The organism is Sphingomonas sp. 3-13AW, from assembly GCF_049311085.1.
Taxonomy (GTDB): domain Bacteria; phylum Pseudomonadota; class Alphaproteobacteria; order Sphingomonadales; family Sphingomonadaceae; genus Sphingomonas.
Genome location: NZ_JASNVZ010000014.1, coordinates 62,030 through 81,272, shown reverse-complemented (window position 1 = coordinate 81,272; position 19,243 = coordinate 62,030). Strand labels below are relative to the sequence as shown.

At 68.1% G+C, this 19,243-nt stretch carries 22 protein-coding genes and 1 tRNA gene; 9 read left to right on the top strand and 14 right to left on the bottom strand.

Going from position 1 to position 19,243, the window contains the following annotated elements:
* Both QP045_RS14770 and QP045_RS14765 read right to left on the bottom strand, forming a co-directional pair.
* Positions 1-1,004: CheR family methyltransferase (locus QP045_RS14770; RefSeq protein WP_422515758.1), on the bottom strand; the 1,004-nt coding region annotated here is incomplete at its 3' end.
* Positions 1,001-1,504, bottom strand: a complete 504-nt coding sequence (locus QP045_RS14765) for a chemotaxis protein CheW (RefSeq protein ID WP_422515757.1) — start codon at positions 1,502-1,504, stop codon at positions 1,001-1,003. The genes QP045_RS14770 and QP045_RS14765, both read right to left, overlap by 4 nt.
* A 90-nt stretch (positions 1,505-1,594) precedes the next feature.
* Between QP045_RS14765 and QP045_RS14760 the strand changes: the two genes are divergently transcribed.
* Entirely contained in the window at positions 1,595-2,191 is a 597-nt protein-coding gene (locus QP045_RS14760) for an alpha-ketoglutarate-dependent dioxygenase AlkB (protein ID WP_422515756.1), read from the top strand.
* 4 nt (positions 2,192-2,195) lie between these two features.
* Here the strand turns inward: QP045_RS14760 and QP045_RS14755 are convergent, their stop codons facing one another.
* Positions 2,196-2,702 (bottom strand): MucR family transcriptional regulator, encoded by a 507-nt coding sequence (locus QP045_RS14755; protein WP_422515761.1) that lies wholly within the window; start codon positions 2,700-2,702, stop codon positions 2,196-2,198.
* A gap of 388 nt (positions 2,703-3,090) precedes the next feature.
* Positions 3,091-4,119, bottom strand: coding sequence for an oxidoreductase (locus QP045_RS14750; protein WP_422515755.1), 1,029 nt, complete (start codon positions 4,117-4,119; stop codon positions 3,091-3,093).
* A 122-nt stretch (positions 4,120-4,241) separates the two neighbouring features.
* Here QP045_RS14750 and ada point away from each other — a divergent pair, with 122 nt between their 5' ends.
* Both ada and QP045_RS14740 read left to right on the top strand, forming a co-directional pair.
* On the top strand, positions 4,242-5,306 hold the full coding sequence (gene ada, locus QP045_RS14745) for a bifunctional DNA-binding transcriptional regulator/O6-methylguanine-DNA methyltransferase Ada (protein ID WP_422515754.1): 1,065 nt from the start codon (positions 4,242-4,244) through the stop codon (positions 5,304-5,306).
* 42 nt (positions 5,307-5,348) lie between these two features.
* A complete protein-coding gene (locus tag QP045_RS14740) occupies positions 5,349-5,930 on the top strand; it encodes a cysteine hydrolase family protein (RefSeq protein ID WP_422515753.1) in 582 nt (193 codons plus the stop codon).
* 17 nt (positions 5,931-5,947) lie between these two features.
* Here QP045_RS14740 and QP045_RS14735 read toward each other — a convergent pair.
* Positions 5,948-6,024, bottom strand: a tRNA-Arg gene (locus QP045_RS14735).
* Between the two features lie 82 nt (positions 6,025-6,106).
* Here QP045_RS14735 and QP045_RS14730 point away from each other — a divergent pair.
* Positions 6,107-6,829 carry a queuosine precursor transporter gene (locus QP045_RS14730; RefSeq protein ID WP_422515752.1) on the top strand — a complete coding sequence of 241 codons (723 nt, stop codon included), beginning with the start codon at positions 6,107-6,109 and terminating at the stop codon, positions 6,827-6,829.
* 16 nt (positions 6,830-6,845) lie between these two features.
* Here the strand turns inward: QP045_RS14730 and purQ are convergent, their stop codons facing one another.
* The 4 genes from purQ to QP045_RS14710 form a co-directional block, all read right to left on the bottom strand.
* Positions 6,846-7,511, bottom strand: a complete 666-nt coding sequence (purQ, locus tag QP045_RS14725) for a phosphoribosylformylglycinamidine synthase subunit PurQ (RefSeq protein ID WP_422515751.1) — start codon at positions 7,509-7,511, stop codon at positions 6,846-6,848.
* Positions 7,508-7,750 carry a phosphoribosylformylglycinamidine synthase subunit PurS gene (gene purS / locus QP045_RS14720; RefSeq protein WP_422515750.1) on the bottom strand — a complete coding sequence of 81 codons (243 nt, stop codon included), beginning with the start codon at positions 7,748-7,750 and terminating at the stop codon, positions 7,508-7,510. Before purS ends, purQ begins: the two co-directional genes overlap by 4 nt.
* 93 nt (positions 7,751-7,843) lie before the next feature.
* The gene (purC, locus tag QP045_RS14715) at positions 7,844-8,623 is read right to left on the bottom strand and encodes a phosphoribosylaminoimidazolesuccinocarboxamide synthase (RefSeq protein ID WP_132882083.1); all 780 of its coding nucleotides are present in this window, start codon (positions 8,621-8,623) and stop codon (positions 7,844-7,846) included.
* A 234-nt stretch (positions 8,624-8,857) separates the two neighbouring features.
* Complete coding sequence (locus QP045_RS14710) at positions 8,858-9,022, bottom strand: hypothetical protein (RefSeq protein WP_422515749.1); 165 nt, start codon at positions 9,020-9,022, stop codon at positions 8,858-8,860.
* A 126-nt stretch (positions 9,023-9,148) separates the two neighbouring features.
* Here QP045_RS14710 and QP045_RS14705 point away from each other — a divergent pair, with 126 nt between their 5' ends.
* From QP045_RS14705 to QP045_RS14695, 3 genes are all read left to right on the top strand, one after another.
* Positions 9,149-10,066: a LysR substrate-binding domain-containing protein gene (locus QP045_RS14705; protein WP_422515748.1), complete on the top strand. Its 918-nt coding sequence runs from the start codon at positions 9,149-9,151 to the stop codon at positions 10,064-10,066.
* A gap of 48 nt (positions 10,067-10,114) precedes the next feature.
* On the top strand, positions 10,115-12,364 hold the full coding sequence (gene parC, locus QP045_RS14700; protein WP_422515747.1) for a DNA topoisomerase IV subunit A: 2,250 nt from the start codon (positions 10,115-10,117) through the stop codon (positions 12,362-12,364).
* Positions 12,365-12,497: 133 nt separating this feature from the next.
* Positions 12,498-14,126, top strand: a complete 1,629-nt coding sequence (locus tag QP045_RS14695) for a putative bifunctional diguanylate cyclase/phosphodiesterase (protein WP_422515746.1) — start codon at positions 12,498-12,500, stop codon at positions 14,124-14,126.
* On the opposite strand, the gene QP045_RS14690 is transcribed toward QP045_RS14695, so the two are convergent.
* Genes QP045_RS14690 through QP045_RS14675 form a run of 4 tightly spaced genes read right to left on the bottom strand, consistent with a single transcriptional unit; the run spans position 14,099 to position 17,023 of the window.
* Positions 14,099-15,307 carry a CCA tRNA nucleotidyltransferase gene (locus QP045_RS14690; RefSeq protein WP_422515745.1) on the bottom strand — a complete coding sequence of 403 codons (1,209 nt, stop codon included), beginning with the start codon at positions 15,305-15,307 and terminating at the stop codon, positions 14,099-14,101. The genes QP045_RS14695 and QP045_RS14690 overlap by 28 nt on opposite strands.
* Positions 15,295-15,888, bottom strand: coding sequence for a CoA pyrophosphatase (locus QP045_RS14685; RefSeq protein ID WP_422515744.1), 594 nt, complete (start codon positions 15,886-15,888; stop codon positions 15,295-15,297). The genes QP045_RS14690 and QP045_RS14685 overlap by 13 nt, the downstream gene beginning before the upstream one ends.
* Positions 15,885-16,454, bottom strand: coding sequence for a DUF1285 domain-containing protein (locus QP045_RS14680; RefSeq protein ID WP_422515743.1), 570 nt, complete (start codon positions 16,452-16,454; stop codon positions 15,885-15,887). The genes QP045_RS14685 and QP045_RS14680 overlap by 4 nt, the downstream gene beginning before the upstream one ends.
* 53 nt (positions 16,455-16,507) lie before the next feature.
* Complete coding sequence (locus QP045_RS14675) at positions 16,508-17,023, bottom strand: GNAT family N-acetyltransferase (RefSeq protein ID WP_422515742.1); 516 nt, start codon at positions 17,021-17,023, stop codon at positions 16,508-16,510.
* Between the two features lie 162 nt (positions 17,024-17,185).
* On the opposite strand from QP045_RS14675, the gene QP045_RS14670 reads away from it, so the two are divergent.
* The gene (locus QP045_RS14670) at positions 17,186-17,557 is read left to right on the top strand and encodes a dihydroneopterin aldolase (RefSeq protein ID WP_422515741.1); all 372 of its coding nucleotides are present in this window, start codon (positions 17,186-17,188) and stop codon (positions 17,555-17,557) included.
* A complete protein-coding gene (locus QP045_RS14665; protein WP_422515740.1) occupies positions 17,554-18,330 on the top strand; it encodes an SDR family oxidoreductase in 777 nt (258 codons plus the stop codon). Before QP045_RS14670 ends, QP045_RS14665 begins: the two co-directional genes overlap by 4 nt.
* A 20-nt stretch (positions 18,331-18,350) precedes the next feature.
* On the opposite strand, the gene QP045_RS14660 is transcribed toward QP045_RS14665, so the two are convergent.
* Positions 18,351-19,202 carry a hypothetical protein gene (locus QP045_RS14660; RefSeq protein ID WP_422515739.1) on the bottom strand — a complete coding sequence of 284 codons (852 nt, stop codon included), beginning with the start codon at positions 19,200-19,202 and terminating at the stop codon, positions 18,351-18,353.
* Between the last annotated feature and the right edge of the window lie 41 nt (positions 19,203-19,243).

Here is a 19,243-nt window from a genome sequence, read left to right as displayed (position 1 = left end):
GGCTCAGGGAGCGGTGGTGGCGGCGGGGGAACCGGCGGTGCGGGTGCCTCAGCCGGTGCGGCCGCCGGGGCCGGCCATGGTACGACCTCCGGGAACGGCGCGCGCGGCGCAGCCGGCAGGACCGGCTGTCCGTCCAGCCGTGCATAGGCGAGCACGCCATCGATCTGGACCGGCTTTGCGACCTCCGCGAACTCGGGGCTCGGTTCGGCATGGCCGATGAAGAGCAGTCCGGTGGGGGAGAGGCGCCGCACGAGCGCCCCGACCAGCTGCTTTGCCACGTCGCTGCGGAAATAGATGAGCACGTTGCGGCACAGGATGACGTCGAACGCATTGAACTGCAGGGGCGCGTCGTCCTCCAGCAGCTTCATCATGTTGGCGTGTTCGAACCGTGCGAGACCGCGATAGCGTGCCTTCAGGCGCCAGCGATCGCCCTCCTGATCGAACAGCCGCTCGCGCTCGGCATCGCCCAGGGTGCGGAGCGCCCAGGCGGTGTAGCGCGCCTCGCGCGCGGTTGCGATGGCAGCGTCATCGATGTCGGTGCCGGTGATGCCGATCTTCCAGTTGGCGACATCGTCCCCCAGCAAGTCGCGCACCAGGATGGAAACCGAGTGCGCCTCTGCCCCGGTCGAGCAACCGACGCTCCACACGCGCAGCTGGCGCCGGCCACGCCGCTCGCGCACCAGCCTGGGCAGGATATGCCGGCGCAGGACGTCGAACTGTTCGGCGAAGCGGAAGAAGAAGGTCTCGTTGATGGTGATCGCGCTTTCCAGCGCGCGCCACTCTGCCGGGCCGGTGCCGGGATCCGCAAGCCGGGCGGCATAGTCGGCCAGCGCTTCGGTGCCGGTCGCGGCCATTCGGCGGGCGACATGCTCGAACAGCTGGTCGTCCTTGTCGACGTAATAATGGTGCCCGGTACGCTCGACGATCCGCGCCTTGATGCCGATGAAGGCCGGATCATCGACGGGCGCGACAGGCAGCGCACTGCGTACCGGGGCCAGCCTCACCCGACCGCCCAGTCTGCGGCGCGCGCCTGCGCCTGCGCCGACAGTGCCGCCAGCCGCGCCCGCTCGGCTTCGCTCAGCAACCGGGCCAGCGACAGCAGATGGGCAGGACCGTTGGGCAGGGTCACTTCGGCCAGGATTGCGCCATTATGGCTGGCATCGGGCTCGACCGGGCGAACCGCATCCGCTTCGGGGACGACCATGTCCTCCACGCGATCGACCAGCAGGCAGGGGGTGGTAGCCGCGGGGCCGTGCGGACGGATCAGATGCGAGAAAAGGTCCAGCGTGCCGAGCATCCCGCCCTCGTCGAACAGCAGGGCCGGGGCGAGCACCGGCAGCGTCTCCCCACGTACGTCGACAAAGCCGGCGAGCGGGCGCGGCAGCGTCGGCGGACGGGTGATGGGAAGCAGCGGCAGCACTTCGCGCACGTCCCGCACCGGCAGCGCGAGCCGATGGTCTCCGGCACGGAACAGCAGCAGCGGATCGGGGGCGGCGTGAGGCATCGCGCGATCCTATAACGCGGTGTTCCCGGCCCGTCTCCCCGCTAGACGCTTCTTTGCCGTGGAGCGGCGGGTTCTTATGTGGGGCGCGTGATGCCGAACCAGTTCGATCTCTTCGAAACCCCGCTGCTGCCGGGCCTCGCCTATGGGGAAGAGGTGCTCGACGCGGCGGAGGAAGCGGCGATGATCGCGGCGATCGACGCCTGCGAGCTGACGCCGTTCCGGTTCCAGGGCTGGACCGGCAAGCGGCTGACTGCCAGCTTCGGGTGGAGCTATGACTTCGATCGCGGGAAGGCCGCGCCCGGTCTGCCGATGCCCGAGTTCCTGCTGCCGCTTCGCGAGCGCGCCGCGACCTTTGCCGGCATCGCCGCCTCAGCGCTCGAGCAGGCGCTGCTCATTCGCTATGATCCGGGGGCGGGGATCGGCTGGCATCGCGACCGGCCGATGTTCGGACATGTCGTGGGGGTGTCGCTGGGCGCGCCTGTGGCGCTGCGCCTGCGGCAGCGAACCGCGACCGGCTTTGATCGCCGGTCGCTGTCCCTGGCTCCACGGTCGATCTACCACCTGTCGGGCGAGGCGCGCCACGAATGGGAGCATGGGATCGCGCCGGTAGAGCGGCCGCGCTGGTCGGTCACGTTCCGCAGCCTGTCGGCCCTGGGCCTGCGCGCATCGGCACAGGACCAGGGCTGAAGGGTTATTCCGCGGTCGCGTCCTTGGGCTTGCGGCCGCGACGCTTGGTTGCGCCCTCCGAGGCACCGGCGTCGTCGCTGGCAGCGCGGGGCTTGCGACCCAGGCCGATGCGCTTGGCCATGTCGCGGCGGCTCTGCGAGTAATTCTCGGCGACCATCGGATAATCGGCCTTGAGATTGTAGCGCTCGCGATACTGCTCCGGCGTCAGGCCGTGGCCGGCGAGGTGACGGCGCAGCGTCTTGTACGGCTTGCCGTCGATCATCGACAGGATATGGTCCTTCGACGCAAGCGACTTGCGCACCGAAACGGCCGGCGTGTATTCCTCCGCGGGCGCAGCCTCAACCTGTTCGGAAGATGCGCCGCCGCTCAGGCCGACGACGGTAGCATGCATCGTCTGGAGGAAGGCCGGTACATCTTCTGCCGATACGCGATTGTTCGCATTGTTGAGCCACGCGATCGTGAGCTCGGTTGCGAGCTCAACTGCGTTCAATTCAGAAGCGTCTTCGGGCATCTTGGTTTCTCCGTTCATGCGCGCGCCGTAGAAAACTTTTGTGCAGCGCGTCAACTTTCAGAAAACCGCCGGTTAGCCTCCGCCGCGCCGAACCCGAAGTGCGTTCGCAGCATCATGCACCGGTTGAACCTGAACACGCGCGCCGTACCCCCTGCCATAATCACATTTATTTGCGATTAACAGTGGAGCACCGATTTCGCCTCGACGCGACCAAGTTGCTATCCGTAATTGGCGCAATGGAGCGATTTGTTCTTGGGAATTCTTGCGGGATACAAGGTCACTGCCCAACACGCGGTGGGACGCGGCCGGCGCGCATACTTGCGGTGGTCGAATACAGCAAGAAGATGAGGTCGCACGCGCGCCCCGAAAGAAATTTCGGCGATCACCCTCAACCCACAGGCAGGCGCCGGCCTTCGCGTGCGGACTGGCGCGCAAGCTCCAGCAAGTCCAGCCCGGCAATCGCATCGGCCGGCGGGACAGGGGCAGGCGCATCGCCGGCAATTGCGGCGGCAACCTGTTCGTAAAAGCGCGGCCATTCTCCAGCGAGGCTGGGGATGCGCCGTTCGCTACCATTGTCATCAATCAGCAAACCCCAGGCGGTTTCCGGTTCCTCGCCATAACCAGGGTCGGTGGGTCTGCCGCCGGCTCTCAACACTGCCTCTTGCGGGTCGATGCCGTGCTTGACGAAGCTGCCGCGCGTGCCGTGCAGCGCGAAGCGGGGGCGGGCGGCCGCCACCAGCGATGCTGCGCCGACGATGACCCGGCGCGCGCCATAATGGAGCGTAAGTTCGAAATAGTCGTCGACTTGCGCCTCGGCACGTTGGCGGATGATGTCGGCAGACACGGCTTCCGGCCGGCCGAACAAGCGGAGCGCCTGGTCCAGCAAGTGCGGCCCCAGGTCTGCGAGCAGGCCGCCGCCTGGCCGGGCAGTCTCTCGCCAGCCATGCTTGATCGCCGGCCGGAAGCGGTCCCAGCGCAGTTCCGCGAGTTGCACCTCGCCCAGGGTGCCATCGCGCAGGAGTTGTTCGACGGTGCGGAAATCAGCGTCCCAGCGCCGGTTGTGGAAGACAGTGAGCATCCGCCCCTGTGCATCGGCCAGCGCGGTGAGGGCGCGGGCGTCCGCAGCTGTCAGCGCGAACGGCTTGTCGACCACCACATGCTTGCCCGCTTCAAGGGCCGCACGAGCGAGCGGCGCGTGGGTGTCGTTGGGGGTCGCCACGACCACCACGTCGATCGCGGCGTCGGCGAGCAGCGCCTCCGGCGAGGGCGTGACTTCCACCCCGGGGTAGAGGCTCGCAACCTCGTCGGCACGGGAAGTGACCACCGCCTTCAGCCGGAGCGCCGGGGTGGCGGCGATCAGCGGCGCATGAAAGGCGCGTCCGGCAAGCCCGAAGCCGATCAGCCCGACGTTGAACATGGTTGGTCTCCTCCTGCGGCCCGGTCATGGCGGCGCCCGCGCGTGCCACTATCTTTGATTGGAGCGCAAGGAACGGAGTGCGCCGGGCCGTGGCTTTGGGCAAGCAGGGGCAGGAGGTCGCGATGACACAGCATGTATCAGCGGAAGACCCGCGCTGGCCCCGCATCGTCGCCCGCGACGCGGGTGCCGATGGGGAGTTCTGGTATTCGGTGGCGACCACCGGCGTCTATTGCCGCCCATCCTGCCCATCGCGCACCGCCAATCCCCGGAACGTGAGCATCCACGCCTCGCTGGCGGAGGCGCGGCGCACGGGTGCCCGTGCGTGCCTGCGCTGCGAGCCCGATGCGGCTACTCCCGGGGAGGCAAGGACCGGACGGATCGAGGCGGCATGCCGCACCATCGAACAGGCGGAGGCGCCGCCGACACTCGCGCAACTCGCGGAGGCAGCTGGCATGAGCCCCGCGCACTTCCAGCGGGTGTTCAAGGCCGCGACCGGGGTCAGTCCGCGTGCCTATGCCGCCGAACACCGCGCGGCGCGGGTTCGAGAGGCGCTGGAGGCGGGAGCGCCCGTGACCGAGGCTCTCCACGCCGCCGGTTATGGCTCGAGCGGCCGCTTCTATGCGGAGGCCGAGGCGGTGCTGGGGATGAAGCCGGCGGTGTACCGGCGTGGCGGGGCGGCCGAAACGCTGCGCCACGCGACCGCCCAGACCAGCCTGGGGCAGTTGCTGATTGCCGCCAGCACCGCTGGGATTGCGGCGTTGTTGCTGGGAGACGATCCCGATCTTCTGCTCGTCGACCTTCGCCGCCGCTTTCCCCACGCGCAGCTTGAGCCCGGCGGAGCCGGTTTTGCCGCCACGGTGGCGGAGGTGGTCGCCTTTGTGGAGATGCCGCGCGGCACGCTCACCCTGCCGCTCGACATCCGCGGCACGGCCTTTCGACGTCGCGTTTGGGAAGCGCTCCGCGCGATCCCGGCCGGCGAGACCGCGAGCTATGCCGAGATTGCGCAGCGGATCGGGGCGCCGGAGGCCGTGCGGGCGGTGGCCGGCGCCTGCGCTGCCAACGCCCATGCACTCGCCATTCCGTGTCACCGGGTCGTACGCAGCGACGGAGCCTTGTCCGGCTATCGCTGGGGCACCGAGCGCAAGCGGGCGCTGCTGGACCGCGAGGCTGCCGCCCGTCAGAGGTGACGGTGCCGCACGGGTGAATGTCAGGCGAAGAAGGAGATGCGCGTGAAGGTGGTGCTGGTGGTCGATACACAGGCGGATTTCATGGATCCGGATGGTGCGCTCGCTGTTGCCGGCGCGGACGTACTCGCCGAACCCATGCGTGCGTGGCTCGCCGGCCTGTCACCCGCGGACACCGCCGCCGTGCTTTTCACCTTCGACACGCATTTCGCGGAGACCTACGCGAGCCTGCCCGAGGCGGCCCAGTTCCCGATCCACTGCGTGCGCGAGACGGCGGGCTGGCAGAATGTGCTCGATCCGGAGGGTATCGACCCGCTGATCCCGGTTTACCGGCTGGAGAAGGGCGTCTTCGCCATGTGGGAAGAGCCCGGCCTGGAACTGCAGCCCGTCGCGGGCGGCGCCAATGCGGATCGTGACGCTTTCTTCGCCGACTTGCGCGAGAGCGGCGTGGAAGACGCGACCGTGACCGGCGTGGCGGCGGACTATTGCGTGCGCTGGGCGATCGACGGACTGGTCGCGCGCGGCTTTCGCGTGACGGTGCCGCAGGCGCTGACCCGCGGGATCGCGCGGCCGATCGAGCAGGTGCTTGCGCAAGACTTCGCGGGTGAGGCGGTGCGCCTCGGCTGATCGGCCGAAGGGGGAAGTGGCGCGCCCGGCTGGATTCGAACCAGCGGCCCCAAGCTTAGAAGGCTCGTGCTCTATCCAACTGAGCTACGGGCGCGCGTTCAGCGTCGTTAGCGCGCATTGCGCCGCGGCGGAACCGTCCTCATAACCGCGGCGGCGGTTCCTGGAAAAGAGGCAGCATGAAGCCGGTACCCGCGGATGCGCGCAGCGTGTCCGGATTTCGCTTCTACGACTTTGCGATGGCGGCGTTCGTCGCGATCCTGCTGCTTTCCAATGTGCTGGGCGCGGGCAAGGTCGCGGTCATCGGCGGCGAAGGTCCGTTCAGCGGCTTCGTGTTCGGCGCCGGTATCCTGTTCTTCCCAATCTCCTATGTGCTCGGCGACGTGCTGACCGAAGTCTATGGCTATGCCCGCGCGCGGCGCTGCGTCTGGGCCGGCTTTGCCGCGGTGCTGTTCATGGCGCTGATGTCGGCCGTCGTGGTCGCGCTGCCGCCGGCACCCGGCTGGGAAGGGCAGCGCGCCTATGAGGCGGTGTTCGGGCAGGTGCCGCGGATCGTCTTTGCTTCGGTCGCGGCCTTCTGGGTCGGGGAACTGGTCAACGCCTATGTGATGGCGCGGATGAAGCTGCTGACCGAGGGGCGCATGTTGTGGGCGCGCACGATCGGCTCGACCATCCTGGGGGAGGGGGCGGACAGCCTGATCTTTTATCCGGCGGCGTTCCTGGGGGTGTGGCCGACCAGCCAGGTGCTGACCGTGATGGCGACCAACTGGGCGCTGAAGGTCGGCTGGGAAGTGGTGCTAACGCCGGCGACCTACGCGGTCGTCAACCGGTTGAAACGCGCGGAGGGCGTCGACGTGTACGACCGGAACACCGACTTCTCGCCGTTCCGGCTGAAGGCGTGAAGGGAGAAGCGCCCGCTCAGGCGAGCGCTTCGACCAGTCCCTCGAACAGGCGGCGTCCGTCGGTGCCGCCGTGCGCGGCTTCGACCCGACGCTCCGGGTGCGGCATCATGCCGAGCACATTGCCCTGGGCATTTAGGACGCCGGCGATGTCGCGCGCCGATCCGTTGATGACGCCGGCGTAGCGGAACGCCACCTGGCCTTCACCCTCGAGCCGGTTCAGCGTGTCCTCGTCGGCGAAGTAATTGCCGTCGTGGTGCGCGACCGGGAAGATGACATTTTCGCCCTCGGCATAACCACGGGTGAAGCGCGAGGTCGCGTTCGCGACCGTCAGCGGCGCATCGCGGCACACGAAGTTGAGCCCGGCGTTGCGCATCAGCGCACCCGGCAAGAGGCCGGTCTCGGTCAGGATCTGGAAGCCGTTGCAGATGCCGAGCACGGGAAGGCCGCGGCCTGCGGCCTCGACCACTGCGCGCATCACGGGCGAGCGGGCGGCAATCGCGCCGGAGCGCAGATAGTCGCCGTAGGAAAAGCCGCCGGGAACCGCGACCAGGCCGATGCCGTCCGGCAGATCGGTGTCGCCGTGCCACACCATCGCCGGCGCCTGGCCGGTCACCTGTTCGAGCGCGACTGCGACATCGCGATCGCAGTTCGAGCCGGGGAAGACGACGACCGCGGTCTTCACGCCACGGCGTCCTGGCGTTCGATGCGGTAGTTCTCGATCACCGTGTTGGCGAGCAGCTTGCGGCACATCTGATCGATGGCCTCGTCGCTGGTGTCGTCGGCGACGTCCAGTTCGATCAGCTTGCCGACGCGGGCATCCGCGACACCTTCGAAGCCGAGCGAACCCAGCGCGTGCTGGATCGCCTTGCCCTGCGGGTCGAGCACCCCGTTCTTGAGCGTCACGATGATGCGGAGTTTCATGGGACCTCGGGGCAATCTTTGGAAGAATGATGGTTGGGGCGCCTATGGCCCCGGCGTGCCTGCCAGGCAAGCTCTGCCGGGGCGCAAAGGGCTCTAGCGGCCGCGCTTCTTGCGATGCGTTTCCATGTCGAGCACGGCGGTGTCGCCGCCCTCGGGAAGCAGGCCGAGCCGGCGCGCGACCTCCTGATAGGCCTCGACCTCGCCACCCAGGTCACGGCGGAAGCGATCCTTGTCCAGCTTCTCGTTGGTGGCCATGTCCCACAGGCGGCAGCCATCGGGGCTGATCTCGTCCGCCAGGATGATGCGGCTGAAATCGTTTTCCCAGATGCGGCCGAACTCGAGCTTGAAGTCGACCAGGCGGATGCCGATCCCGGCGAACAGGCCCGCGAGGAAATCGTTCACGCGAATCGCCATGTCGGCCATGTCGTGCAACTCGTCCTGCGCGGCCCAGCCGAACGCCAGGATGTGCTCGTCGGTGACCATCGGGTCGCCGAGCGCATCGTCCTTGTAGTAATATTCGACGATCGTGCGGGGCAGCTGCTGCCCTTCCTCGATGCCGAGGCGCTTCGACAGGGAGCCGGCGACCACGTTGCGCACGACAACCTCGATCGGCACGATCTCGACCTGGCGGATCAGCTGCTCGCGCATGTTGAGGCGGCGGATGAAGTGCGTGGGCACCCCGATCTGGCCGAGCAGTGTGAAGATATGCTCGGAGATGCGGTTGTTGAGCACGCCCTTGCCGTTGATCGTGCCCTTTTTCTGGGCATTGAACGCGGTGGCGTCGTCCTTGAAATACTGGATCAGCGTGCCGGGTTCGGGACCCTCATAGAGGATCTTGGCCTTGCCCTCGTAAATCTGGCGGCGGCGAGCCATGTGCTGAACCCTTCCAAAACGATCGGCCCCGGAAGCGGGCGCTGGAGCGTGCTGCCGGGGCGGGATGGCGGCGCCTATAGCGAAAGCGGGTCCGGCGCGCAATCAAACGGTGCCCTCGGATGGGGCATCTTGGCTGGGATTTTCCGGCTGCGGGCTGCGGGCTGCGGGCTGCGCTGCTGCAGCGACCGTCATGGTATCAGGCCTGTGGCGCCGGTCCTTGGCGGGAGCAGGCGTTCAGGGTCCGACTGTGCCGGGGCGGCATTCCGGTGCCGGTTCACCGACGGGTGCGGCGGTTCGGCGCCGGAACAGCAAGCGCAGTTTGCGGATCAACCGGTCGATGTCCGCGCTCATCGCCCCATGATTCTCGCCCCACTCGCGCGACAGAAATGGATCGTACATGGCGGGTCCTCCTCAGTTCCCCGACCGCGTCCCTGCGCCATCGGCGCTGCTTCAGATGCAGCTGCAGCGTCGGCAGCGCCAACAAATCGTTCGACGTGACTGATCAAACGGGCTTATGTATCCGCCATGCGAAACCTGCCGCCCATGGCTGCCGTCCGGGTGTTCGAAGCCGCCGCAAGGGCCGGCAATTTCACCCGCGCTGGCGAGGAACTCGGGATGACGCAGGCGGCGGTCAGCTATCAGTTGAAGCTGCTAGAGGCGCGGCTCGGCGCGCCGCTGTTCCGGCGCAGCGGGCGTGGCGTCGTGCTGACGCCGCTGGGGGAGCGGATCGCGCCGCTTGTCACCGGCGCATTCGATACGCTGGTCGACGCTTTTGCAGTGGTTCAACGCGAGAACGACGGCGTGCTGACGATCAGCACGTTCAATTCGCTCGCCTCCAACTGGCTCGCCGCGCGCATCGGCGAGTTCCAGATCGCCAACCCCGACATCGCGGTCCGGCTGAAGATCGAGGACGCTGTCACCGACCTCAATGCGGGCGACGCCGATGTGGGCATTCGCGGGGGAGCGGTGGTCGATCCCGGGCTGGCGGCGCACTTTCTGATGCGAGTTCCTGTCGCGCCGCTCGCCAGCCCCGCGCTGATTGCACGCTATCCAGCGGTGAAGGAGCCCGGGGACGTCCTGCGGCTGCCCCTGCTCTCGCCAGATGACGTCTGGTGGCGATGGTGGCTCAAACAGGCCGGCGGCACGCCCGCCGGCGAAGCGATGCGGGGCGTTCGCCTCGACTCGCAAATCCTGGAGGGGAACGCCGCGGTGGCGGGACAGGGGGTGGCGATGCTCAACCCGACGCTGTGGCGCACGCAGCTCGACGCCGGCCAACTGGTCCAGGTGCACCCGTTCGTCGGGATGGACCGCACCGTCGTGCGGCTCGTCTATCCCGAATATCGCCGCTCGGTGCCGAAGATTCGCGCCTTCCGTCAGTGGCTTCTTCGGGAAGTGGATGGGGCGCGGGCAGACGATCCGTTCGGTGCCTTTATCGAGGCTTGATCCAAGGCTGTCCTGCGCCGCCCAGCACTGCTATCGAACACGCAACCTATGGCCACAGACTTTTCCGACCCGTTCGACGCGATCGTCGATGCACCGTTCGATAGCGCCCTCTCCGAGCGCTATCTCGTCTATGCGCTCTCCACGATCACGGCGCGCTCGCTGCCGGACCTGCGCGACGGGCTGAAGCCAGTGCACCGTCGCTTGCTATGGGCAATGCGGCTGCTGCGGCTGGATCCGGCGGCGGGCTACAAGAAGTGCGCGCGCGTCGTCGGCGACGTGATCGGTAAGTACCACCCGCACGGCGACCAGTCGGTCTATGACGCGATGGTCCGGCTCGCCCAGGACTTCGCGCTGCGGTATCCGCTGGTCGACGGCCAAGGTAACTTTGGCAACATCGACGGCGATAACGCGGCCGCCTATCGCTATACCGAGGCGCGGCTGACACAGGTCGCGATCGACCTGATGGCGGGCCTGGACGAGGACGCGGTCGACTTCCGCCCGACCTATAATGGCGAGGAGCAGGAGCCGGAACTGTTCCCGGGCCTGTTCCCCAACCTGCTCGCCAATGGCGCCGCCGGCATCGCCGTCGGCATGGCGACCTCGATCCCGCCGCACAACGCCGCCGAGCTGTTCGACGCCGCCGCAATGCTGATCGACCGGCCCGAGGCGGACGACGCGGCGGTTTTGGCGCATGTGAAGGGGCCGGACTTTCCCACGGGCGGCATCGTCGTCGACCCGCCGGCCTCGATCGCCGAAGCCTATGCCACCGGCCGCGGCGGCTTTCGCGTACGCGCTCGCTGGGAGCTGGAGCGTGAGAAGGGCGGCGGCTTCCGCATCATCATCACGGAAATCCCGTACGGCGTGGCCAAGGGGAAGCTGATCGAGCAGGTCGCGACCCTCATCAACGACAAGAAGCTGCCGATCCTGAGCGACATCCGCGACGAGTCGGATGCAGAGATCCGAGTCGTGCTGGAGCCGCGCAGCCGCACCGTCGACCCCGCGACGCTGATGGACGGGCTGTTCCGGCTGACCGACCTGGAAACGCGCGTTCCGCTCAACCTCAACGTGCTGGATGCGACGCGCACGCCGCGCGTGATGAGCCTGCGCGAGGTGCTGAAGGCCTGGGTCGACCACCAGTTCGTGGTGTTGCGCCGCCGTTCAGAACATCGCGTCGCCAAGATCGTCGACCGGCTGGAACTGCTCGACGGCTATATCACTGCCTTCCTCAACCTCGACCGGGTGATCGAGATCATCCGCACGGAGGATGAGCCCAAGGCGGTGATGATGGCGGAGTTCGAGCTCACCGACCGTCAGGCCGAGGCCATCCTCAACATGCGCCTGCGTTCGCTGCGGCGGCTGGAGGAGATGGAACTGCGGCGCGAGCGCGGCGAGCTGGAGAAGGAAAAGGCCGAGCTCATGCTGCTGCTCGGCTCCGAGGCGCGCCAGCGTACCCGGTTGAAGCGGGAGATGGCCAAGCTGCGCGACCGCTATGGTCCTGAGACCGCGCTCGGCAAGCGCCGTACCAGCGTCGAGGAAGCGGCCCCTGCGCGCGAAATCCCGCTGGAGGCGATGATCGAGCGCGAGCCGATCACGGTGGTGCTGTCCCGCCGCGGCTGGATCCGCGCCCTGAAGGGGCACAACGATCTTGCCGCCGCCGATACGCTGAAGTTCAAGGAGGGCGACGGCCCGCTCTACGCCTTTCACGCGCATACGACCGACAAGCTGCTGCTCGCGACCGACGCGGGCCGGTTCTACACGCTGGGCGCCGACAAGCTGCCGGGCGGACGTGGCTTTGGCGAGCCGGTGCGGGCGATGGTGGACGTCGACGGCGACGCGGAGATCGCGGGCTTCCTGCGTGCGGCCCAGTCGGATCGGCTCCTCCTGGCCGCGAGCGACGGGCGCGGCTTTGTCGTACGCATTGCCGACGTGATCGCGGAGACGCGCAAGGGCAAGCAGGTGATGACGCCGCGACCGGGAGCCCGGCTGCGGGTGATCCGCCCGATCGGGTCCGAGGACGATTATGTCGCCGCGATCGGCGACAACCGCAAACTGGTGGTGTTCCCGCTGGCCGAGGTTGCCGAGATGGCGCGCGGCCAGGGGGTGCAGCTCCAGCGCTTCCGCGACGGCGGGCTCTCGGATGTCCGCACGCTCCGGTTCACCGACGGGCTGAGCTGGGCCATGGGCGGCGAGACCGGCCGGGTTCGCACCGAGTCGGATCTGAGCCCGTGGCGCGCCGCACGCGGTGCTGCCGGGCGGATGCCGCCGACCGGTTTCCCCAGAGATAACCGCTTCGACTGATCAAATCGACGAAACGCACCGTTAACACGACGGACCTAAACTCGGGTCAATGGTGCTCCTTTCCCCCTTGCGTTCTCCTCCGGAGGAGGTTGCCGATGATCGGGACCTTCACGCAGGGAGCGTGGCCCAAGCCGTGGCAACCGAGCCGCTTTTGGACGTCCTGCCGATGCCGGCAGCGGTCGCGGTGCTGCGTGCCGGCGAGGTCACGCTGTCGCGCGCCAACTCCCGCTTTCGACGGCTCAACGCCGATTCAAGGCCGCGGGGCGCGCTCGATTGCGGCGACTTGCGGGCGCGGATCCAGAGGTTCCTGGAAGGGGAAGCGCTGAGCGACTCGTTCGAGTGGGCGCCGGGGCAGCGGAACGCCCGCCCGTACCGCGTGATGCTGTCGCGCCGCGCCGGGGCCTGCAGCCGCAGCCGCTGCCTCGTCTCCTTGATCGACCGCACTCCGGCAGGTTGCGCCGAACACAGCCTTCGCCGCGAACTCGCGGTCGACGCGCTCACCGGGCTGCCAAACCGGGTCGGCTTCGAAGACCGCCTGAAGGAGGTGCTGGGGAAGGGGGATCGCGCGCATTACGCCGTGCTGGCGCTGAACCTCGACCGTTTCAGCCGCATCGATGCGTGCCTGGGCGGGGTCGTCGGCGACGAGTTGCTGGTTTCGGTCGCGCGCCGGCTGAAGGGCGCGCTCCGCCAGCCGGATGTGCTGGCGCGCACCGGCGGGGACGAATTCGCGATTTTGTTGTCGGGCGTAAGCGACCGCCAAGGTGTGATCGAGGTTGCCGAACGGATCCGCGGCGCGCTCTCCAATCCGTTTTCGCTGTCGGACTTCGAGGTTCGCATCGGCTCTTCGCTGGGGATCGCGCAGGGTGCAGCGTCGGTCGGTGACCATGCGGACCTGATCCGCCACGCGCAGTTCGCGGCCAAGCGGGCGAAGCGGACAGGCTTACCCGAAGTCTACCAGGCCGAAGCGCTGGACATGATGCGGGCCGAATTTTCGATCGAAACCGAGCTTCGCCGTGCAATCGAGGCGGGGGCGCTGCGTCTGAACTTCCAGCCGATCTGCGATCTGGCGACCGGCCGGGTGGTTTCCTTTGAGGCGCTGGCGCGCTGGCGCACGGAAAGCGGGGAGGAGATTCCCCCCGCACGCTTCATTCCGGTCGCCGAGGAAGCCGGGCTGATCGTGCCGCTGGGCCGCTGGGCACTGGACGAGGCAGTGCGCACCCTGGCTTCATGGGACAAGGCGCGGGGTGGAAACTGCGCAGTCTCGGTCGCGGTGAACCTGTCAGCGGTGCAGCTGCAACGCGATGACGTCGTTCCCGTGGTGCGCGAGGCACTTGCCCGGCACGGGCTCGCGCCGGGAAGGCTCATCATCGAGCTGACCGAGAGTGCGGTCGTCAGTGACCGCGACCGCACTGCCGACACCTTGCGGGCGCTCAAGGCCCTGGGCACCACCCTCGCGATGGACGATTTCGGCACGGGCTATTCAAACCTGAGCTATCTCCAGAGCCTGCCCATCGACCTGCTCAAGATCGACCGCAGTTTCGTGTCGGGCATGCTCGCCAATCGGGACAAGGTGGCGATCGTCCGCGCCGTGCTGAGCCTCGCGCAGACGCTGGGCATGCGCACGACGGCAGAGGGGATCGAAACTCAGGCGCTGGAACAGACGCTCGGCGCGCTGGGGTGTGACTATGGCCAAGGCTATCTCTATGCGCGGCCGCTGGATGCGACCGGCGCCTATCAGGTGCTCGTCGACCGCAATCGCTGATCCAGCGCCGCTTCGGTCATCGACTGGACACGCGCGGCGTCGGGGAAGCCCTCCGCGATCCATTGATCTTCCAGCTGGCGCAGCGTTCGGGCGACATCCGGCCCCTTGCTGATCCCGCGCGCGACCAGCATGCCGCCGGTGAGCGGAAATTGGGGCCGCACCCAGTCGCTAAGGTCCGCGACCGCGCCTGCGACCTCGGGGTCCTCGGAGAGGAGCAAGCGGTCGATCGCGCCCTCGGTGCCGATGCGATAGGCGAGGGCGCGGGGAGAGCCGGTGCCGTCCGTGCCGGCCGCCAGCGCCAGCCGCTTGCGCTGGGCGTTCGACAGCTTGAGCCGGGCGCCGACGGTGTCGAGTGCGCTTGCGGGCAGAAGCGCTGCCAGGCGGCGAATCGGGTCGGGCGTGACCCCGCTGACCTGCTCGCGTGCGGCCAGGCGGGCGAGGCGGGCGACCCCTGTGGCGTCGATCTCCGGGAGGACCGGCACGAAAATGCCGTTGGACGCCATCAACTCCACCACTTCGACTGCGGAGCGCGCGACGAGCAGCTTGAGCAACTCGTCGGAAACACGTTCGCGCGAGAGTGCCATCAGGTCGTTCGCGCGCGCGACGCAAGCCGCGAGCCCCTCGGGATCCGGCGTGTCGCCGAAGCGCGCGAGGAAGCGGAAGAAGCGCAGGATCCGCAGGTGATCCTCGGCAATGCGGCGCAGCGGATCGCCGATGAAGCGTACGCGACCGGCCCGCAGGTCGGCAACGCCGCCGAAATAGTCGGTTACCCGGCCGCTCGTCATGTCCGCGTAGAGCGCGTTCATGGTGAAGTCGCGGCGCGCGGCATCCTCGCGCCAGTCGTCTGTGAAGGCGACCGTCGCATGGCGGCCATCGGTGGCGACGTCGCGGCGAAGGGTCGTGACCTCCACCGGTCCGCTCTGCAGCAGCGCGGTGATGGTTCCGTGCTTCAGGCCCGTGGGAACGGAACGAATGCCGGCCGCCTTCAGCCGCGCGAGCACAGCCTGGGGATCATGCGCCGTGGCGACGTCCAGGTCAGCGACCGGAATTCCGAGCAACGTGTCCCGGACCGCACCGCCCACGAACCGGGCCTCGCCCCGATCGCCGCCCAGCGCCCGGGCGAGATCGGCCAGGCCCGCGCGCCCCTGCCACTCGGCAGTCGGCAGGGTCAGCGTGTCCACGCAAGCCTGCGCGAGAGATTCACCAGCATCGCCGCGGTCGCGCCCCATATCCTCCAGCCTTCGAACCAGATTTCATAATAATGTCGTTCACGACCCCGCCAATCAGCGTGGCCCATCGCGTGATTGGACGCATCGAGCAGGAACGCCAGCGGAACCTCGAACACCGTCGCGACTTCGTGCGGGTTCGGGACCAGCGGCAGGTCGGGAGAAATCACCCCCACCACGGGTGTTACCGTGAAGCCGGTGGCTGTCCGATAATCCTCCAGGCTTCCCACCACGTTCACCGCGCTTCGCGGCAGTGCCACTTCCTCTTCCGCCTCGCGCAGTGCTGCGGCAATCGGATCGGGGTCGCCGGGGTCGATACGGCCGCCGGGGAAGGCGATCTGTCCCGCATGGTTGCGCAGGGTCTCGGTGCGCTGCGTCAGGAGGATGCCCGGTTCCGGCCGGTCGGTCACCGCCACCAGCACCGCAGCTTCGCGCCAGCGGACGGCCGCGACTTCGTCCTCGTCGAAGTCGCCCGTCAGCAGCGGCATCTCGGCCGGGCGCGCGAGTTCCGCGCGCAGCCGATCCGCCAGGTTCATGCTGCGTCGAGCGGAAAGAAGCTGCCCGCGCTCCACACGCCCGGAACGTCGTCCTGCCCTTCGCGTGCGAGCGCACGTTCAACCAGTTCGTAATAGACCGGGCGCGCCACGCGCGCTTCCATGTCGCCGCGGACCTGCAGGTAGGGGAGGGGGCCATCGTCCCCCTTGGCGAACCGCAGCGGGTGGGCCGCGTCGGCCAAGACCAGATCGCCCGTGTTCAGGCGGAAGATCAGCCGGCTGTCGGGGCCGTCGCCCTCTGCGCGCAACTCGGTCGCGACGAAAGGGGCGTCCTCGACGGTGATCGACAGTTTTTCGACGGGCGTGACGAGCACGTAGCTGCCGTCCGGCTCGCGTCGCAGGATCGTGGAAAACAGCCGCACCATCGATTCGCGCGTGATCGGCGAGCCTTCGTGAAGCCAGCGACCGTCCCGCAGGATGGTCATGCCGCTGTCACCGCAGTGGGAAGGGTTCCAGCGTTCGACCGGCGGCAACCGGTCCTCTTCCATCAGTTGCGCGATCTCTGCCAGGGAGAGCGAAGCAAGGTCGGGGAGCGGGCGCATGGGCATGGTTCATCTGTCGATGGCGATCCGAGCGCGCCGGCGCAACCCCCGCTCTGATGTCATAATGTTGCGCTGACCCGCGCCTGAAGCTCGCCGGTGCAGTCTGGAATGCCAGCGCCGCGCGCGAGCAGCCGGTGCGGCTCGAACGGGCCGGGCAGGCGCCAGCCACTCGTATGCGTCGCATCGAAGCCGAAGAAGCGGCCATAATATCCCGGGTCGCCGATCAGCATGAGGGGCAGCGGATCGCGCGCTGCGTCCGCTGCATCGAGCATGTGGCGCATCAGCAGGCGACCGACGCCGCCCTGCTGGGCCGCGGGCTCGACCGCGACCGGACCGACCATCACCATGGGCACGCGGCTGCCGTCATCGCATGCGAGTGCGACCGGCCAACACTGGATCGTGCCAACAAGTCCCCCGGCATCGTCCAGAGCGGCGAAGCTGAGGTCCGGGATGGCCTGGGTCCCGGCGCGGACGCGGTAGGCGGTCCGGCCATGGCGATCGGGTCCGAAGGCGCGGTCGAGCAGCGCCTCCACCTGTGCGGGGGCGATCTGGGCAAGCGGCACGATGTGGGTCACGGAAGCAGACAACTCCTCCCCGGCCAGGCCGCCGGGGCGCGGGGCTGTTAGACCCGGTGGAGGCAGACGCAAAGCTGAATCGCCCGGCGGCGGCAGTCCGCCGGTTTCGCGCGCACCGCCATCTGCTAGGGACGGTCCTTGAACCACAACAGGAAGCCAATGGTGCGCGATCTTCTTCAACTGCAGGTGCATGATTTCGAAGTGCAGGTGCTCACCGGCGTTTATTCCGAGGAGACGCACCTGCCGCAGCCGCTGCGCATCTCCATGACGGTGGACCTCGACTGCCCGGAGCATTTCGCACCGGACACGCCGCTGTCCGCTTCCAAAAGCTATCTCGACCTCAAGCATGCTGCCAGCGAGGCACTGCCGCAGGGGGTGCATTTCACGCTGATCGAGGGCGTTGCGGACCATATCGCCCGCACGCTGTTCATCTCCGATCCCCGTGTGCAGCGAGTCGAGGTCTCCATCGTCAAGCTCGCCATCGCGGAGGCCGGGGAGTCGATCGGGATCCGCATGGTGCGCCACCGCCCGTGACGCTGCCGGCCGATCCCCGTCCGCTGGCGCTGGTCACCGGGAGTTGCCGGCGGCTGGGCGCCCATATCGCGGCGCGCCTGGGGGAGAGCGGCTATGCCGTCGCGCTGCATGCCAGCGGGGAAGGGTCGGTGGATGCTGAATTGCTCGCGCGGCTCGATGCTACGGGAGCGCCCCACCATCGCTTCGATGCCGACCTCTCGAATCCCGGGGCGGTCGAGGCGCTGGTGCCGGCGGTTGCCGCACATTTCGGTGTGCCGGTGGCCCTGCTGGTCAACAACGCCTCCTGCTTTCGGGCCGACGACGCTGCGATTCCGGGAGCCCCGTCGCTGGTGCGCCACTTCGCCGTCAATGCCGCGGCACCCTTTGCCCTTGCTGCCGCCGTTGCGGCGCAAGCCGGAGAGGATGGAGCCTGTGTGGTGAACATTCTCGACCAGCGGATCGTCCAGCCGCCGGCGGATCAGCTCGCCTATACGGTTTCGAAGCAGGCGCTTGCGGAGATCACGCGCACCCTGGCGTTTGCGCTCGCCCCGAACGTGCGGGTCAACGGCGTTGCCCCCGGGCTCACGATACCGACCAGCGACTATAGCGCCGAGCAGGTCGCTCGCATTGCCGAATTGATGCCGCTTGGCCGTCTGCCCGCGCCCGAAGACATCGCCGATGCGGTGCTGTTCCTGGCCCGGGCACGCGCGACGACGGGGCAGCTCCTGTTTGTCGACGGGGGTGCCAACCTGCGCCGGTTCGAACGCGATTTCGTCCATCTCGGCCGCGACTGAGCGCGGCCGAGACGTCGCAATCAGAAGGCCGCTGGCGACGGCCCGTGGCAGGGGCCGAGCGAGCGAAGTACGAACTGATAATCCTCGGCAGCGATTCGCGCGCCCTGTTCGTCCTGCGTCTCCAGCGCCGTCGCTGGCAGCCGGCGGGGCAGGCCGCAGGCGAGTCGGTACCAGCCGAGCGTGTCCGGTTCCGGCGGGCCGGCGCCTTCATTGACGATGTCGCCGAACGAAACCGCCCATCGCGGCGGCTGATTCGGGCGGCGCAAAACGAGCAGCGAGACCGGGGCGCCGGTCTCGGTCTTCAGGAAAATCTGAGTCTCGCCTTCGCCCGGCAACGTGCCCACGACGTGGAACGCATTGCCGATGCCGGTGATCGCAGGCGGCGCGTCGGGGGCGAGCACCTCGCGCACGATTTGCCGCACGCGCTGGTCGAGTGCGGGGGTCCAGCTGCGCTGCGCATCCAGCTGGACGAGCTGCACCTGGTCGGGACGGCCGGGCACCGGACGGGCAAAGATCAGCACCCGCGACTTCTTCAGATTGGGCGCCCGTCCGCGGAAATCGAGGGGAACGTCAACGAGATAGCCGATTCGCGCAGGCATCGCGCCGGAGCCGCGGATCAGCGCGCCGACATCCGCCTCGACGTAGAAGCGCGCGGCGTTGGCAGCGACACCTGCCGCTTCCGCGCCCTTGATTCTGGTCGCGCTCGTGATGGTGACGTCGATGATCAGCGGTGCCGCGAGCACCAGATCGGCCACCTCGGCATAGCCGGGAGCGGGCTGCGGAACGGCGGTCTGCTGCGCCGCAACGGCTGTCGAAAGGGGGGCAGCGACGACCAGCGCCGCCGTTGCGGATGCGAGAGAGTGTCGAAACATGGTTGCCAGCCTCTACGCGATCTTGCAGCATCGACATAGGC

What these genes read in the sequence shown, in the direction of transcription:
- QP045_RS14765 (WP_422515757.1), bottom strand. Translation starts at nt 1,504, where the DNA reads ATGCCTCACGCCGCCCCCGATCCGCTGCTGCTGTTCCGTGCCGGAGAC.
- QP045_RS14760 (WP_422515756.1), top strand. Translation starts at nt 1,595, where the DNA reads ATGCCGAACCAGTTCGATCTCTTCGAAACCCCGCTGCTGCCGGGCCTC.
- QP045_RS14755 (WP_422515761.1), bottom strand. Translation starts at nt 2,702, where the DNA reads ATGCCCGAAGACGCTTCTGAATTGAACGCAGTTGAGCTCGCAACCGAG.
- QP045_RS14750 (WP_422515755.1), bottom strand. Translation starts at nt 4,119, where the DNA reads ATGTTCAACGTCGGGCTGATCGGCTTCGGGCTTGCCGGACGCGCCTTT.
- ada (WP_422515754.1), top strand. Translation starts at nt 4,242, where the DNA reads ATGACACAGCATGTATCAGCGGAAGACCCGCGCTGGCCCCGCATCGTC.
- QP045_RS14730 (WP_422515752.1), top strand. Translation starts at nt 6,107, where the DNA reads ATGAAGCCGGTACCCGCGGATGCGCGCAGCGTGTCCGGATTTCGCTTC.
- purS (WP_422515750.1), bottom strand. Translation starts at nt 7,750, where the DNA reads ATGAAACTCCGCATCATCGTGACGCTCAAGAACGGGGTGCTCGACCCG.
- purC (WP_132882083.1), bottom strand. Translation starts at nt 8,623, where the DNA reads ATGGCTCGCCGCCGCCAGATTTACGAGGGCAAGGCCAAGATCCTCTAT.
- QP045_RS14710 (WP_422515749.1), bottom strand. Translation starts at nt 9,022, where the DNA reads ATGTACGATCCATTTCTGTCGCGCGAGTGGGGCGAGAATCATGGGGCG.
- QP045_RS14705 (WP_422515748.1), top strand. Translation starts at nt 9,149, where the DNA reads ATGCGAAACCTGCCGCCCATGGCTGCCGTCCGGGTGTTCGAAGCCGCC.
- parC (WP_422515747.1), top strand. Translation starts at nt 10,115, where the DNA reads ATGGCCACAGACTTTTCCGACCCGTTCGACGCGATCGTCGATGCACCG.
- QP045_RS14685 (WP_422515744.1), bottom strand. Translation starts at nt 15,888, where the DNA reads ATGAACCTGGCGGATCGGCTGCGCGCGGAACTCGCGCGCCCGGCCGAG.
- QP045_RS14680 (WP_422515743.1), bottom strand. Translation starts at nt 16,454, where the DNA reads ATGCCCATGCGCCCGCTCCCCGACCTTGCTTCGCTCTCCCTGGCAGAG.
- QP045_RS14660 (WP_422515739.1), bottom strand. Translation starts at nt 19,202, where the DNA reads ATGTTTCGACACTCTCTCGCATCCGCAACGGCGGCGCTGGTCGTCGCT.